The 15,834-nt window shown below is 36.4% G+C and carries 17 protein-coding genes; 16 read left to right on the top strand and 1 reads right to left on the bottom strand.

Features of this window, described 5'->3' with window-relative positions:
• Positions 1–695: 695 nt before the first annotated feature.
• The 13 genes from EL101_RS06730 (at position 696) to holA (ending at position 10,980) form a co-directional block, all read left to right on the top strand.
• Complete coding sequence (locus EL101_RS06730; protein WP_096597071.1) at positions 696–1,382, top strand: 5'-methylthioadenosine/adenosylhomocysteine nucleosidase; 687 nt, start codon at positions 696–698, stop codon at positions 1,380–1,382.
• 72 nt (positions 1,383–1,454) lie between these two features.
• Positions 1,455–1,982 carry a YqeG family HAD IIIA-type phosphatase gene (locus EL101_RS06735; protein WP_019165177.1) on the top strand — a complete coding sequence of 176 codons (528 nt, stop codon included), beginning with the start codon at positions 1,455–1,457 and terminating at the stop codon, positions 1,980–1,982.
• On the top strand, positions 1,983–3,083 hold the full coding sequence (gene yqeH, locus EL101_RS06740) for a ribosome biogenesis GTPase YqeH (RefSeq protein WP_019165178.1): 1,101 nt from the start codon (positions 1,983–1,985) through the stop codon (positions 3,081–3,083). It begins immediately after the preceding gene.
• 15 nt (positions 3,084–3,098) lie between these two features.
• Positions 3,099–3,911, top strand: coding sequence for a shikimate dehydrogenase (gene aroE / locus EL101_RS06745; RefSeq protein ID WP_096597069.1), 813 nt, complete (start codon positions 3,099–3,101; stop codon positions 3,909–3,911).
• A 10-nt stretch (positions 3,912–3,921) separates the two neighbouring features.
• A complete protein-coding gene (gene yhbY / locus EL101_RS06750) occupies positions 3,922–4,215 on the top strand; it encodes a ribosome assembly RNA-binding protein YhbY (RefSeq protein ID WP_019165180.1) in 294 nt (97 codons plus the stop codon).
• A 2-nt stretch (positions 4,216–4,217) separates the two neighbouring features.
• Positions 4,218–4,799, top strand: a complete 582-nt coding sequence (gene nadD / locus EL101_RS06755; protein WP_096541555.1) for a nicotinate (nicotinamide) nucleotide adenylyltransferase — start codon at positions 4,218–4,220, stop codon at positions 4,797–4,799.
• The gene (yqeK, locus tag EL101_RS06760) at positions 4,777–5,361 is read left to right on the top strand and encodes a bis(5'-nucleosyl)-tetraphosphatase (symmetrical) YqeK (RefSeq protein ID WP_096597067.1); all 585 of its coding nucleotides are present in this window, start codon (positions 4,777–4,779) and stop codon (positions 5,359–5,361) included. Before nadD ends, yqeK begins: the two co-directional genes overlap by 23 nt.
• Complete coding sequence (rsfS, locus tag EL101_RS06765; protein WP_014613765.1) at positions 5,362–5,718, top strand: ribosome silencing factor; 357 nt, start codon at positions 5,362–5,364, stop codon at positions 5,716–5,718.
• Positions 5,718–6,440, top strand: coding sequence for a class I SAM-dependent DNA methyltransferase (locus tag EL101_RS06770; RefSeq protein ID WP_096597065.1), 723 nt, complete (start codon positions 5,718–5,720; stop codon positions 6,438–6,440). The genes rsfS and EL101_RS06770 overlap by 1 nt, the downstream gene beginning before the upstream one ends.
• Before the next feature lie 53 nt (positions 6,441–6,493).
• The gene (locus EL101_RS06775; protein WP_096597063.1) at positions 6,494–7,162 is read left to right on the top strand and encodes a helix-hairpin-helix domain-containing protein; all 669 of its coding nucleotides are present in this window, start codon (positions 6,494–6,496) and stop codon (positions 7,160–7,162) included.
• An 86-nt stretch (positions 7,163–7,248) separates the two neighbouring features.
• On the top strand, positions 7,249–7,710 hold the full coding sequence (locus tag EL101_RS06780; protein ID WP_019165185.1) for a ComE operon protein 2: 462 nt from the start codon (positions 7,249–7,251) through the stop codon (positions 7,708–7,710).
• Positions 7,710–9,938: a DNA internalization-related competence protein ComEC/Rec2 gene (locus EL101_RS06785; RefSeq protein ID WP_096597061.1), complete on the top strand. Its 2,229-nt coding sequence runs from the start codon at positions 7,710–7,712 to the stop codon at positions 9,936–9,938. The genes EL101_RS06780 and EL101_RS06785 overlap by 1 nt, the downstream gene beginning before the upstream one ends.
• 67 nt (positions 9,939–10,005) lie before the next feature.
• Positions 10,006–10,980: a DNA polymerase III subunit delta gene (gene holA, locus EL101_RS06790; protein ID WP_096597059.1), complete on the top strand. Its 975-nt coding sequence runs from the start codon at positions 10,006–10,008 to the stop codon at positions 10,978–10,980.
• 170 nt (positions 10,981–11,150) lie between these two features.
• Here the strand turns inward: holA and rpsT are convergent, their stop codons facing one another.
• On the bottom strand, positions 11,151–11,399 hold the full coding sequence (gene rpsT, locus EL101_RS06795; protein ID WP_014613771.1) for a 30S ribosomal protein S20: 249 nt from the start codon (positions 11,397–11,399) through the stop codon (positions 11,151–11,153).
• A gap of 322 nt (positions 11,400–11,721) precedes the next feature.
• On the opposite strand from rpsT, the gene lepA reads away from it, so the two are divergent.
• The 3 genes from lepA to hrcA all read left to right on the top strand — a co-directional run bounded on the left by lepA (position 11,722) and on the right by hrcA (position 15,827).
• Complete coding sequence (gene lepA / locus EL101_RS06800) at positions 11,722–13,545, top strand: translation elongation factor 4 (RefSeq protein WP_096541543.1); 1,824 nt, start codon at positions 11,722–11,724, stop codon at positions 13,543–13,545.
• Between the two features lie 67 nt (positions 13,546–13,612).
• A complete protein-coding gene (gene hemW, locus EL101_RS06805) occupies positions 13,613–14,734 on the top strand; it encodes a radical SAM family heme chaperone HemW (RefSeq protein ID WP_096597057.1) in 1,122 nt (373 codons plus the stop codon).
• Between the two features lie 103 nt (positions 14,735–14,837).
• Positions 14,838–15,827: a heat-inducible transcriptional repressor HrcA gene (hrcA, locus tag EL101_RS06810; protein WP_096597055.1), complete on the top strand. Its 990-nt coding sequence runs from the start codon at positions 14,838–14,840 to the stop codon at positions 15,825–15,827.
• Positions 15,828–15,834 lie beyond the last annotated feature (7 nt).

A 15,834-nucleotide genomic window follows, 5' to 3' on the forward strand; every position in this document is an offset into this window, starting at 1 on the left:
CGTCTTGGACTCGCGTTCTTAGGGGCTGAACCTTCAACTAACCAACGCTTGATTGAACCGTTACATTTGTTGAAGCGTTGGTGGATTTTCCGGTTCAGCTGATCCCTCAAGAGTCTCGTCCAATGTGGCAATCTCACGCTAACTTTTGGGAAAGGGGCAAGTTTTTGTTTTAGAAATATCTGATCCCTCGGGAGTCTCACCCATTTTTGCAATCAATTATATAAGGCTGAAAAGAGGGCGAGTTTTTGTTTTGAGAAATATAAGCAAAATTTTACTCGTGTTTAATAAGGGAAGGGCTGCTTGGTATTGTGGCTCGGGCGTCTCTCTCATTTAGGAACGTACTGGTATGGGAAAAAATAGAAAGCACTTTTGTGAGCTATATCACCCAACTACACAGGACGATTTTTAACTTTTCGGAACGGGGCTGGGACATTGTGTTTTCCAGCCCCTCTCCTACGAGAAACATAAAGCAAAATATGGAAATATTAAATTAATTAAGGCGAATAAGCATAAAATTTTTTGATTAATCGAGAACACATTTTACGTTGCCATTCAGTTCTCCATATATTATCAGTCATTTTAGCCTCAGTTCTCGTAAATGAAATCACAACTTATAAAAATGAATTCACTACCCTTAATATGATAAAATAGCTACGATATGTATTAAAGTCATCACTTTTTAAGGAGGCATTTGAATGATCGGAATCATCGGTGCAATGGAAGAAGAAGTAGCAATTTTAAAATCTCAAATGGATGCGGTAGAAGAAATTAAAATCGCACATGCCATTTTTTATAAAGGAACATTGAACGACAAAGATATTATTTTAACTCAAAGCGGTATCGGTAAGGTGAATGTAGCCATTTCTACAAGTTTACTGATTGATCGTTTTCAACCCCAATGTATTATTAACACAGGATCAGCGGGAGGATTACAGCCTGGATTAGCACTTGGCGATGTGGTCATTAGTCGACAAGTGGCTTATCATGATGCTGATGCACGGGCGTTCGGCTATGATATGGGACAAATTCCAGGTATGCCAACCTATTTTGATGCAGATACGTCATTATTTGAAAAAGTAGATAACGTCTTAAAAACTTTAAATCAAAATGGTAGAGAAGGCTTGATCGTTTCAGGTGATAGTTTTATCGGCACAAACGAACAACGTCAAGCTATTTTGGAACATTTTCCTAATGCATTAGCTGTTGAAATGGAAGCCACTGCCATTGCGCAAACATGTCACCAGTTTCATGTGCCATTTATCGTGACACGAGCGATTTCTGATTTAGCTGACGGTGAAGCGGGAATGACATTTGAAGCTTTCCTTAAAGTGGCAGCAAAGTCATCAAGTCAAATGGTCAACGAACTTGTGAAAGTACTCTAACAAAACACGCAATGATTGCACATAAATATGCTATAATATAACGAATGAAGTCTTTTAAAGTGGAGGATGAACATGGGTATCATCAAGCAATTATTTTTACCAAATCAATATGTGAATTCGATTTATGAAATTGATTTTGACAAACTGAAACAATTGAATATCAAAGGGATTATCACAGATTTGGATAATACATTAGTCGGCTGGGATGAAGCGCAACCGACGCCTAAAGTTGAAAATTGGTTCAAAACTTTAGATGAACAAGGATTTAAAGTGACTGTTGTTTCTAATAATAATGAACAACGCGTAAAATCTTTTTGCCAAAATTTAAAAGTGGATTATATTTTCAAAGCACAAAAACCTAGAGGTAAAGCTTTACGCCGTGCGACCGAACAAATGGGTATCCAAAAAGATGAAGTAGTTGTTATTGGAGACCAAATGTTAACAGATGTATTTGGTGGTAATCGACACGGACTTTATACAATTATGGTCGTACCAGTGAAAAATTCTGATGGTTTTATCACAAAATTTAATCGTTTAGTTGAACGACGATTATTAAAGCATTTTAAAAGAAAAGGCTATATTAAATGGGAGGAATCGTAATTGACTGAAACTTTAAAATGTATTGGTTGTGGGGCAACACTACAATCTGAAGACCCCCAAAAACCGGGTTACGTTCCAAAAGCAAGTTTAGAAAAAGAAGATGTCATTTGTCGTCGTTGTTTTAGACTGAAAAATTACAATGAAGTGCAAGATGTGGGCATGGAAAGTGACGACTTCTTAAAATTATTAAACGGCTTATCAGACAAACCGGGTATCGTCGTCAATTTAGTCGACGTATTTGACTTTGAAGGTTCTTTTATTCATGCAGTCAAACGTATTGTCGGCAATAAAAAGATTATTTTAGTTGCGAATAAAATTGACTTATTGCCAAAACAAATCAATAAGCGTCGTGTTACTGAATGGTTACGACGTTTAGCTAAGGAATACGGTTTATACCCCGAAGATGTATGTTTAATTTCTGCGTATAAAGGCATTGGTATTGATGATTTATTACAAACGATTGAAAAGCATCGGGATGGCCAAGATGTCTATATCGTCGGTACAACGAACGTTGGAAAGTCAACGTTAATTAACAAGTTGATTGAACAAACAGTAGGCGAAAAAAATGTGGTCACAACTTCGCGTATTCCAGGTACGACATTGGATATGATTGATATTCCGATTGATGATGATCACTATATGTACGATACACCAGGGATTATTCAAGAACATCAAATGACCCATTATGTATCGACAAAGGCATTAAATACGATTATGCCTAAAAAAGAAATTAAGCAACGTGTATACCAATTAAACGAAGCGCAATCGTTATTTATAGGTGGTTTAGCGCGCGTCGATTATTTAAAAGGTGGAAAACGTCCGCTCGTTTGTTATTTTTCAAATGAATTGAATATCCATCGCACAAAATTAGAAAAAGCAGATGATTTGTGGCGCAAACAAATTGGCACACTTTTATCACCACCATCCCCGAAAGATCGTTTTGACTTTGAGCAGTTGAAAACAGTTCGTTTAACGACGGAAAATGAGAAAAAAGACATTATGATTTCAGGTTTAGGATTTGTCACAGTGGACGCAGGTGCAGAATTAGAAGTGATTGTGCCTCAAAATGTTGAAGTGACATTGAGACCTTCAATTATGTAAGGAGTGTGAGGTTGAATGAAATTTGCAGTTATTGGACATCCGATTGACCACTCGTTGTCACCACTGATGCATCATGCGAATTTTAAAAGTTTAAACTTAGATTACGGCTATGAAGCGCTTAATATTCCACCTGCACATTTTGAACATATTCGAGATATTATTGGTGAAAAAGAACTTGACGGCTTTAATGTGACGATTCCGCATAAAGAGCGCATTATCGACTATTTAGATGACATGTCGGATGAAGCACGGGCCATTGGTGCGGTGAATACAGTTAAAGTTGAAAACGGGAAATGGATTGGCTATAACACGGACGGTACTGGATTTGTTAAAGGATTACAAGCGAAGTATGGTGATTTAACTGACGCGCACATTTTAATACTCGGTGCAGGGGGCGCAAGTAAAGGGATTTCTTATGCGTTATCTCAAGTGACTGAGAAAAGTATAGCCGTTGCTAATCGTACGATGTCCCGTTTTAATGATTGGCAACTTCAAATTCAACCGCACTCACTTGAAGATGTCGCATCTATCGCACATCAATTTGATATTATTATAAACACGACACCTGTTGGGATGCATCAATCTCAAGATAGTGTGATGTCATTTTCGCAGTTAAAAGCGGATGTGCTTGTATGTGATATTATTTACATTCCATTTCAGACGACATTTTTAAAAGAAGCCGCTGAAAAAGAGTGTTCGACTTATAATGGATTAGATATGTTTATTTATCAAGGTGCTGAAAGTTTTAAAATATGGACGGGTTTAGAGAGTGATATTACAACGATGCGCAACGCAGTATTAAATAAATTAAATTCAACAACAACTTAAGGAGGCCATTATGGCATTAACAGGTAAACAAAAAAGATTTTTAAGAAGTAAGGCACATCATGTTGATCCTACTTTCCAAATCGGTAAGTCTGGGATTAACGACAATATGGTAGAGCAATTAAAAGAAACACTTGAAAATCGCGAATTGATCAAAATTCATATTTTACAAAACAATATGGATGATAAAAGCGAATTGGCACAAAATATTAGTCAAGCAACAGGTAGTGAATTAGTCCAACTTATCGGTTCAATGATTGTCCTCTATAAAGAATCTCGAGAAAATAAACAAATCGAGTTACCATAAATATGGAAAAAATCGTTGTTTATGGTGGACAATTCAATCCAATTCATAGTGGACATGAAATGGTTGCAAGTGAAGTGAATGCAGCTATTCAACCGGATCACTTTTATTTTATGCCTAGTTTTATGTCACCATTGAAAAAGCATGATGAATTAATTGAGGTTGAACATCGTATTCAAATGGTTAAGTTGGTCATAGAAAATTTGGGGTTTGGGACGCTTCGATTAGATGAAATTGAGCGTAAAGGTCAAAGCTACACATACGATACTTTGTTGAATATTCGTCAAGAATCACCTGACGCAAAGTTGTATTTTGTCATCGGAACGGACCAATATGAACAACTTGATCGATGGTATCAAATAGATGCACTAAAATCTTTCGTAACATTTGTCGTCGTGAATCGTGGTAAGGTGGTTCAATCAAATGACGATGCAATCATGACGATTAGCATACCTGAGATGGCGATTAGTTCAACTGAAATTCGTCAGAGAAGGTCTCAACAACAAACAATTCATATGTGGGTGCCGCTCAATGTAGAGCACTACATATTGAAGGAGGGGTTATATGGATCGAACATTCGCGATTGAACTTGTCGAACAAAAGCTACCGAAAAAGAGATTTGAACATTCTTTACGTGTAGCAGAAACGGCAGTTAAATTGGCAGATATTTATGAGGGAGATAAAGAAAAAGCTGAACTTGCAGGGATTTTGCATGATTTTTGTAAATATGACGATTTAAGCTTTTTATACCAACAAGTGACACGATACGATCTCAGTCATGATTTATTAAGTTATGGTTCAGAGATTTTACATGGACCTGTCTGTGCAGCAATCATGAAGCATCAATATGGTATTCAAGATGACGAAATTTTATTAGCAATTTACAATCACACGACAGGGCGTAAACATATGACTAAAACCGAAAAATTAGTCTTTATTGCTGATTACATTGAACCTGGTCGAAATACGCCAAAAGTGGAAGAAATTCGTGATTTGGTATACAATGGCGGTGGGTTAGATAAAACAATTTATGAAATTTCAAAAAGAACTGTCTTGTACCTCGTCAAAAAAGATGTTAGCGTATACCAAGCCACTATTGATTGTCTGAATTACTATAATTTTAATGACTCTAAAATAAAGGATGATTAAATGAACGCAAAAGATTTATTAATGTTAACAGTTGAAGCAGCCGATGCAAAAAAAGCAGAAGAAATTATTTCGCTTAATATGAGCGGTGTTTCTGATCTCACTGATTACTTTGTTGTATGTCATGGGAATAACGAAAGACAAGTTCAAGCGATTGCTCGTGCTGTTAAAGAAAGTGCTGAGTCACATCAAATTGAAGTGAAACGTATGGAAGGTTTTAATGAAGCGCGTTGGATACTTGTAGATTTAACAGATGTTGTTGTACATGTCTTCCATAAGGACGAACGTAGCTATTACAACCTCGAAAAATTGTATCAAGATGTAGAGATGTTAGGTTATAAAGAGGTTATTAACTCATAATGCAATATGAAAACTTGAGTGCATTTTACGATCGACTTACAGATGATCAACCTTATGATCTGTGGCTCGATTTGATACAACAGACACTTCAACAACAAAATGTTTCCCGTGTACTCGATATCGGTTGTGGCACAGGAACTTTGACACAGCATTTTACACAATTTGCTGATGAAGTCATGGGTATGGATTTAAGTGTTGAAATGTTAGCTTTAGCCAAACAAAAATCAAGTCAAGTGCAATGGATTGAAGGCGACATGTCGGATTTTAATCTGCATACCGACTTTGGTTTAATTACAATTCTTTGTGACAGTTTGAATTATTTAGCTGATGAAACGGCTGTGATGGCAACATTTGAACATGTTTATCAACATTTGAATGCAGATGGCTATTTCATTTTCGACGTCCATACGACGCATAAAATGACACATCAGTTTAACGGACAAGTTTATCTTGATGACCGTGAAGATTTAACATTAGTATGGCAAACTGAACCTGCTGAAGCACCATACAGTGTTTGGCATGATTTAACATTCTTTATATTAAATGAAGCACAAACATACGTCAGACAAGATGAATCGCAATATCAGCGTACTTTTGAAAAGGATCAGTATATTGATATGCTGAAACAAGTCGGTTTTAATCATATCGAAACATTTTATGATTTTAACAAAGCTTTACAAGACCCAGAAAGTGATCGCTTATTCTTTATTGTAAAAAAATAACAAGTAAAAAACCTCCATCATGCGTGTAATACGTATGATAGGAGGTTTTATTTATGTTTTCTGTAGATCAATTTATCGCGTTAGTCAAACAGTACAAAATGCAAACAGCTATTGTTATAACATTTCTCATCGCGCTAGGGGGATGGCTCGTGTTTAATTCTGGTGAGGAAGACACTGCAAAAGACGCTTTAGCGATGCAACAAACGCAGCCGATTGAAGCCCATCAAGCAAAACCAAAAAGTAAAGACAAAAAAGAGCAAAAAGAGCAAACGTCTCAAAAAATTATTGTCGATATTAAAGGTGCAGTAAAAAAGCCGAATACGTATGAAATGCAATCAGATGATCGAATGAAACAGCTATTAGATAAGGCTGAACCGTTGAAAACTGCTGATTTGAGTCGTGTTAATTTAGCTGAAAAGTTAACGGATCAAAAAATGATTTATATTCCGAGTCAAGGTGAGGCGTCATCCACTAACTCTAGTCACGCCTCACAACAAGATCATACGTCAGCTACGTCTACTTCACAAAATATCTCCATCAATTTAAATACTGCCGACGAGAAGGAACTAACCCAAATTCCTGGCATCGGGCCTTCAAAAGCACAAACGATTATTAAACACCGCGAAGAAAATGGGCCTTTCCAAAGCGTTGAAAATTTGAAAGATGTCAAAGGCATTGGGGAAAAAACATTTGAAAAACTAAAAGACTATTTAACCGTTTAATTCTAAATAAGGCGTAACTAGTCGAAGCAAGTCGAATCCTTTATAATAAGAATAAATTGAACAAACAATACGAGGTGACAAAAAGTATGAAACGTATTCAATGGCATGATTATTTTATGGCACAGTCTCATTTATTAGCATTGAGATCTACTTGTACACGTCTCTCTGTAGGTGCAACAATTACTAAAGATAATCGTATCATCGCGGGAGGTTATAACGGTTCAGTTTCAGGTGAAGTCCATTGTATAGATGAAGGCTGTTTAATGGAAGATGGACACTGTATTAGAACGATACATGCTGAAATGAACGCGCTACTGCAATGTGCGAAACAAGGTGTCTCTACTGAAAATGCAACAATTTATGTCACGCATTTTCCTTGTCTAAACTGTACAAAATCGATTATTCAAGCGGGTATTAAAACGATTTATTATGCTGAAGATTACCATAACCATGATTACGCAGTGAAGCTCTTAGAACAATCCGGTGTACATTATGAAAAAATCAGTTTTAATCCTCAACACATTGCGGAATATTTATTAAAATCATAATGACTTATTGGTTAATTACATATATTATCGGCAACATTGCATATCATCATTTGTTCACTGCATGCTTCATATATAGTGTGTTAGCATGCAGTTTATGCTTAAAGAAAAAGTCATGGGCATTCATCATTTCAACCTTGATTATCGTGCTCATTGGCTATACCGTCGAGACGATACAACATCAAAATGAGGGGCCAACCCTAACAGCAGTTCCGGCGTCATCTCCCCAAACCATTAATGTCCATTTGACGACGTTACCTATCGTGACAGACCATCTTTTAACTGTTCAAGCAACATTCAAAAAAGAAGAAATACTGATTAAAGGACGGATCAAACCACAACAATTTATCCCAGATGCGCACTTTCTCCTAAATCACCAATGTCAATTGACAGGTGCTTTTCAACCGCCACTTTATCGTCAACAACGACCACTCTTTGCTGTTAAAAATATAGCATTTGACCAATGTCAGATAACAACACCGACGTTAAAACAACGCATTACGTATGTAAGAAATGTTGTAACTGAGCGATTGTTAAATTCACAACTTTATGGAAAGAGCGAACTGATCGCGATTGCAACGGGAAATTCAAATTATTTAGATAAAGATATGAAGGCATTAGCGCAACAGTTGGGTGTTTCTCATTTGTTTGCTGTGAGCGGGACCCACGTGAGTATATTCATTTTCATGTTTTATGCAACTGGGAAACGTCTCCCTTTACCTATGTATTATACAGAAGTGGGATTAATGCTTTTTTTACCGGTATTCTTGATCTTTGTAGGTGCCAGTCCAAGTGCAACACGTGCGGTGACTATGACGTTACTCATGTTGGTTGTTTCAAGGCGCTTTCATATGACCTCATTGCAGTCTCTTTTACTCGTTTATTGTGGTATGAGTCTGTTGAATGGCGACTATCACTATCACTTAGGCTTTTTATACTCTTTTTTGATTTCTGGAATATTGATTTTGATGAAAGATATTTTTACAGAGCGGCCTTTTTATCAATCACTCTTTTTAGGTTCTTATGTCGCTGTTATTGCAGCCATTCCTTTAAACTATGCGCAACTTAATGAAATTCAATGGCAAGGGTTAGTCTCAAACTTATTTTTCATTCCACTCTACAGTTTAATCATCATTCCACTTGCATTTGCACTTGCCATCATTGCCATCGTTGCACCTGCCTTTTTATCTTTGTTCACGCATATTACACACTTTATTTTTGATATCCAAGTTTTTTTGTTAAAACGACTCACAGTGCTAGAAAAGTTCACACTTCCTATTCCTGACTTTGGCGAATTTGGGTTTCTTTGTTGTACGATCGTAACGTTTATACTGCTTTATTTGCTCTCTCAACGGCGATATATCTTATCTATGGTTCTGGTTTGTTGTCTGTGCGTCATACTTTGGCAAGTTCATCCCCGTTATACTAACCAAATGACCATGATTGATGTGGGTCAAGGTGATGCTATATTATTCCAAAGCAAAACAGGTGAAACACTGATGATTGATACGGGTGGCGCCTATGAAAGTCATCAACTCAAACAGTCGAATATCAATATTGCAAAGAAAAACATTTATCCATTATTTAAGAAACTGGGGATTCACCAAATCGACTATCTCGTCATCACACATGCACATCAAGATCATATGGGCGAAATCGAACATTTGTCGCAATATGTGAATATCAAAAATGTGATGATTAATCCATCACATTTTGATAAAGGGAAGTTTCAAAAAGTTCAACATGTGATTGCAAGTGAACATGCACAATTGTATTCATATGAGGACCTCTCTCGTATTGTGTTAGGGGATTTTCAATTTCAATTTTTCAACACTGACATTCCTGAAAGTGAGGATCCTAATGAGCATTCTATTGTGACATTAGCGACCATTCACGACATTCATGTTTTATTGATGGGCGATGCTACGACAAAAAATGAGGAGATCTTGTTAAAGCAATATACATTACCACAAATTCAAATATTAAAAGTAGGTCATCATGGCAGTCAAACAAGTTCTTCTAAGACCTTTCTGAGTCAAATTCATCCAGACATCGCACTCATTTCTGCTGGTAAACAAAATATGTATCATTTGCCACATCCTTTAACGCTACAAAAATTACATGACATTCATGCGAAAATTTATAACACCGCAGATAATCATCATATTCACGTCCGTTTTGATGATACCAATGAAGCAGGTTATACACTCCGGACAGAGCCGTTGAACTGATAATGAAGTCAGCTGAGCATTCATGTTATAATACAGCTAAAGCAATGAGATAGAGAGGAATCACATCATGTCAAATATTCATGTCATTCACGGTGAAGTCCCAGAATTAATAGATCGTGAAACAGAACAACTTACTAAAAAGTATTTGGGCAATGAACCTAAAGATGACTTTAATTTTGTTAAATACAATTTGTATGAAACGACCTTAAATACGATTATTGAAGAAGCGATGACACTTCCATTTTTTTCAGATAAAAAGATTGTCGTTGTACAAAATAGCTATGTATTTACTGGTGAAAAACCACCTAAAGAGGCACATGCAAACGCAGACAGCTTATTAGAGTTTATTGAAAAGTATGATGGGGCTTCTTTAATTATTTTTCAAGTTCAAGCAGCGAAGTTAGACGAAAGAAAAAAAGTTGTTAAAGCATTGAAAAAAGTGGCGAACATCAAGAAAATTGAACAAATGACTGAACAAGAAATGCAAAAATGGATTCATCAATATTTGAATCAGTCCTTCAAAGAGATCAAACAAGATGCATTAGAAGCGTTGATCCAATTGACAGGCATTCATTATCGTATGATTAAGCAAGAATTAGATAAGTTATTGCTATTTGTCGGTGATCGCCCAACCATTAATAAAGAAGATGTCCAGACGATTGTGAATAGAAGTTTGGAGCAAAACGTTTTTTTATTGACGGATTATATTCAAAAAGGACAAAAGTCACAAGCCATTTCGCTCGTTAAAGATTTAATTCAATTAAAAGAAGAGCCGATTAAACTGTTGGCGTTAATTACAAGTAACTATCGTTTGTATTACCAAAGTAAAATTCTCAATCAAAAAGGATACTCAGGTCAGCAGATCGCAAAAACGGTAGGTGTCCATCCTTATCGCGTAAAACTCGCATTGAATCAAGCACGAAAATACGATTTAGAGACGTTGTTAACCATTATGGATGTTTGTGCAGAAACAGACTATCAATTGAAATCATCTTATATGGATAAGGTGCTGATTTTAGAATTGTTTATTATGAAGTTGTAATTGATGGATAGAACTAGAGGGTTTAAGAAGGCAAGATGTTAGTTAGACACGTGTGTCACTTCAACATAGAAGTGTGATATATGCACGTGTCGCTCTCACTTTATAAAAATGAAGTGGGGTTAGTGCATAATGAAAAAGAGCTATACCTCAAATGGCACAGCTCTTTTTCATTATTTTGCTGACATTAATTTTGATTTCATTCTATCAGCTTTGTTAGAATGAATTAAATTCTTTTGAGCAGCTTTATCAATACGTTTCACTGCTTTGCTTACTAATTCTTGTTTATTATCAGCATTAGTTTCAATTGCTTTTTTCGCGCTTTTCACTGCAGAACGCATGTCATTTTTTTGTGAAATGTTTTTGCTTTCTGCTGTATGAGTTGTTCTCACACGTTTAATTGCAGATTTGATATTTGGCATGAAAGACACCTCCTATAATCGTCTTCGTATCAAAATAATTTGATTACAACAAGATTCATTCTATCAAAACTCTATTCATTGTGCAATAATTAATTGAACCGTTGAATTATTTTTTTCGACGACATGCACTGAAGTGACAACATCATTTCTTTGATGTAGACGTGACCATGACGAAAATGATTTCTATTAGAAGTATTGAATTGATGTATTTTACTCCTCGTTTTGCGTCGTGATAGAGTTGCAATTAATGCTTAAAAACGTTATTATAGCAAAGATGTAATCGTTAATTTACGGGTAAACTTATGAAAGTGAGTATGATGATATGGATAACCAAGAACGTTTAAATAGACGTGAAAATATCAGGAATTTTTCGATCATAGCGCATATCGACCACGGAAAATCAACATTAGCCGATCGAATTTTAGAAAATACAAAGTCTGTTGAATCTCGAGAAATGCAAGCACAACTGTTAGATTCTATGGATTTAGAGCGTGAACGTGGTATCACCATTAAATTAAATGCTGTGCGTTTAAAATATGATGCTAAAGATGGACAAACCTACACGTTCCATTTAATCGACACACCAGGACACGTCGACTTTACATACGAAGTGTCACGTTCGTTAGCTGCTTGTGAAGGCGCGATTCTAGTTGTAGACGCGGCACAAGGTATCGAAGCACAAACTTTAGCGAATGTATATTTAGCACTCGACAACGACTTAGAATTGATTCCTGTCATTAATAAAATCGATTTACCGGCTGCTGAACCAGAACGTGTGAAACAAGAGGTTGAAGATGTTATTGGTTTAGACAAAGATGATGCTGTTTTAGCGAGTGCGAAAGCTAATATTGGTATTGAAGAAATTTTAGAAAAGATTGTTGAAATGATTCCACCTCCAGATGGGGATCCGGCTGCACCATTGAAAGCATTGATTTTTGACTCTGAATATGACCCATATCGCGGTGTCATTTCTTCTATACGTGTTGTTGACGGTGTAGTTAAAGCGGGTGACCGTATCCAAATGATGGCGACTGGTAAAACTTTTGAAGTGACTGAAGTCGGCATTAATACACCAAAAGAATTACCGGTTGAAGAGTTGACTGTCGGTGATGTAGGTTATATCATCGCAAGCATTAAAAATGTAGATGACTCACGTGTCGGGGATACCATTACCCACGCCAATAGACCAGCTGAAACGCCTTTAAAAGGGTATAAAAAAATGAATCCAATGGTATATTGTGGTCTTTTCCCAATTGATAATAAAGACTACAACGATTTACGTGAAGCATTAGAAAAATTACAGTTAAACGATGCGTCATTAGAATTCGAACCAGAATCTTCAAAAGCACTTGGATTTGGTTATCGTACAGGTTTCCTCGGTATGTTGCATATGGAAATCATTCAAGAGCGTATCGAACGTGAATTTGGAATCGAACTGATCGCAACAGCACCATCCGTTATTTACACAGTGATTTTGAGAAATGGCGATGAGATTCAAGTAGATAACCCTGCACAAATGCCTGACAGAGATCAAATCGATAGAGTGTTTGAACCTTATGTGCGTGCAACGATGATGGTGCCAAATGATTATGTCGGAGCAGTTATGGAACTGTGTCAACGTAAACGTGGTCAGTTTGTCAATATGGATTACTTGGATGATATTCGTGTAAGTATCGTTTATGAATTACCATTGTCAGAAGTCGTTTTTGATTTCTTTGACCAATTGAAGTCCAACACGAAAGGTTACGCTTCTTTTGATTATGAATTTATCGAGAATAAAGAAAGTAATCTTGTGAAAATGGACATTTTACTTAATGGCGATAAGGTAGACGCATTAAGTTTTATTGTGCATCGCGATTTTGCATATGAACGTGGTAAAACACTTGTAGAAAAATTAAAAACGTTAATCCCTAGACAACAATTTGAAGTGCCTGTTCAAGCTGCAGTTGGACATAAAATTGTCGCGAGAACAAACATTAAGTCAATGGGTAAAAACGTCCTTTCAAAATGTTACGGCGGTGACATTAGCCGTAAACGTAAATTATTAGAAAAACAAAAAGCCGGTAAAGCCAAAATGAAAGCAGTCGGTAGTGTGGAAATTCCACAAGATGCTTTCTTAGCTGTACTGAAAATGGACGATGAATAAAGTCAAAATTACATGCTCCCGCGCATCTTGAGGTGTCGAGGGGGCATATTTTATGAGGTGAAAACTAATGGTGGCAAAAAGTGCATATATTCATATTCCTTTTTGTGTAAAAATTTGTACGTATTGTGATTTTAATAAATATTTCATCCAAAATCAGCCTGTCGATCAATATTTGGCGTGCTTAGTTGAAGAGATGAAACAATCCAAAGCATCTCAGTTAGAGACGATGTTTGTCGGTGGTGGTACGCCTACCGCATTATCTGAATCCCAATTAGAATATTTATTACAAGCAATTCAAGCCCAGTTTGATATAAAAGGAGAATATACCTTTGAAGCGAATCCTGACGAACTGACAGAACAAAAAGTGGCGCTATTGAAACGATACGGTGTGAATCGACTCTCACTCGGCGTACAAACTTTTGACGATACTTTACTTCAAACATTAGGTCGCAGTCATCAAAAAGCTGATATTTATCAAGCGATAGAAAACGCACGTCGACATGGTATTCCATCCATTAGTTTAGATTTAATGTATCATTTGCCTGGTCAAAGTATGCAACAATTTCAAGAGAGTCTAGAGGAAGCACTTCGCCTTGATATCGACCATTTATCGAGTTATGGCTTAATTCTAGAACCTCAGACACAGTTTTATAATCAGTACCGTAAAGGGAAACTAAAAATGCCAAACGAAGATGTTGGTGCAGAAATGTATCAATATTTAATGAAGCGGATGAAAAATAGTCCATTGCAACAATACGAAATTTCTAACTTTGCTAAAAAAGGGCATGAATCTGTACACAATCAAGTCTATTGGAAAAATGAAAGTTATTATGGCTTTGGTGCAGGTGCAAGTGGTTATATTGATGGGGTACGTTATACAAATGTTAATCCGGTCAATCACTACATTAAAAAAATCCAACAACATGAACTGCCGCGTTTAACCGAAACAACGCCGACTGTCAAAGAACAAATTGAAGAAGAAATGTTTCTAGGATTAAGAATGAATGCCGGCGTTGATAAAGCACAGTTCCAAAAGAAATATCAACAAACGATTGAAGATATCTATGCAAAAGAAATTATCTCTTTGGAAGGTCAAAACCTCATTGAACAAACCGATACACATATCGCGTTAACGGAACAAGGAAGAATCGTTGGAAACGCGGTATTTGAGGCATTTATTCAAGTCTAAAAACTTTTTTAGAGAAATGATGCTTTAACATTGACTTACTTTGACCAATTTGATAAATTATAATTAGCACTTGGGGAGAAAGAGTGCTAATGAGGTGAAAAACATGATTACGCCAAGGCAATTGAAGATTTTAACTGCAATTGTTGAAGATTATGTTGACTTAGGACAACCTATTGGATCTAACACATTAATACAAAGGCACAATGTAGATGTCAGTCCTGCGACGATTCGTAATGACATGAAGACACTAGAAGAAAAATCACTCATCACTAAAACACATTTTTCTTCTGGCCGAATCCCTTCAGAAGCAGGATTTAGACTGTATGCCAATCATTTGTTAGAACAACCCTATAATTTTGAAATGCAAGGTAGTCTTGATATTCATCAGATGTTAGTGAATCATCATTATGATCTATCATCGACATTAGACACCTTTGCAAAAGTGTTTTCAAATCAAGCACATTATACCACTCTTGTAATAGGACCTGATCATTCAAAGGCCTCTATACTGGATGTGCATTTGATGAAGTTAAATCCACACCATTTAATCGTAGTGATGATTGATGAGACGGGACAAGTGAAACATCTGCATGTGACAAGCGATCAACCCTATGCTGATCATTCGATTATTAAAGTTTCCAACTATCTATCCGAACATATGAGTCGATTTTTTGATGGCAATGATGTGCAATCGATAGAAGTGTATCGCACGTTAGGATTTCGTGCAGAAGAAGCAGACTTAATCGTCCGTATTTTACACATGCTCCATCAGTACCGTAACAATCAATCTACGCGTGTTTATTTAGGTGGTAAACATCAACTCATTGAAGGATTAAACGAGTCAACTGTAGCGTCCATACAACCTATATTGAAATATATTGAGTCCGATCGTATTGCTGATGTGATTCATCATATGTCTGACCAATTGATTAATGTACGTATTGGGACCGAGATTGAACAACATTTACACGGCATTGCGATATTAAGCCGTTCATATCAAATAGATAAAGATTTAACAGGTCATATTGCTGTTATTGGTCCTACTGCTATGCATTATCATAATGTGATACAATTGTTGAGTCGGATTTCATAACGAAGTG

This window comes from Staphylococcus delphini (genome assembly GCF_900636325.1).
Classification (GTDB): Bacteria; Bacillota; Bacilli; order Staphylococcales; family Staphylococcaceae; genus Staphylococcus; species Staphylococcus delphini.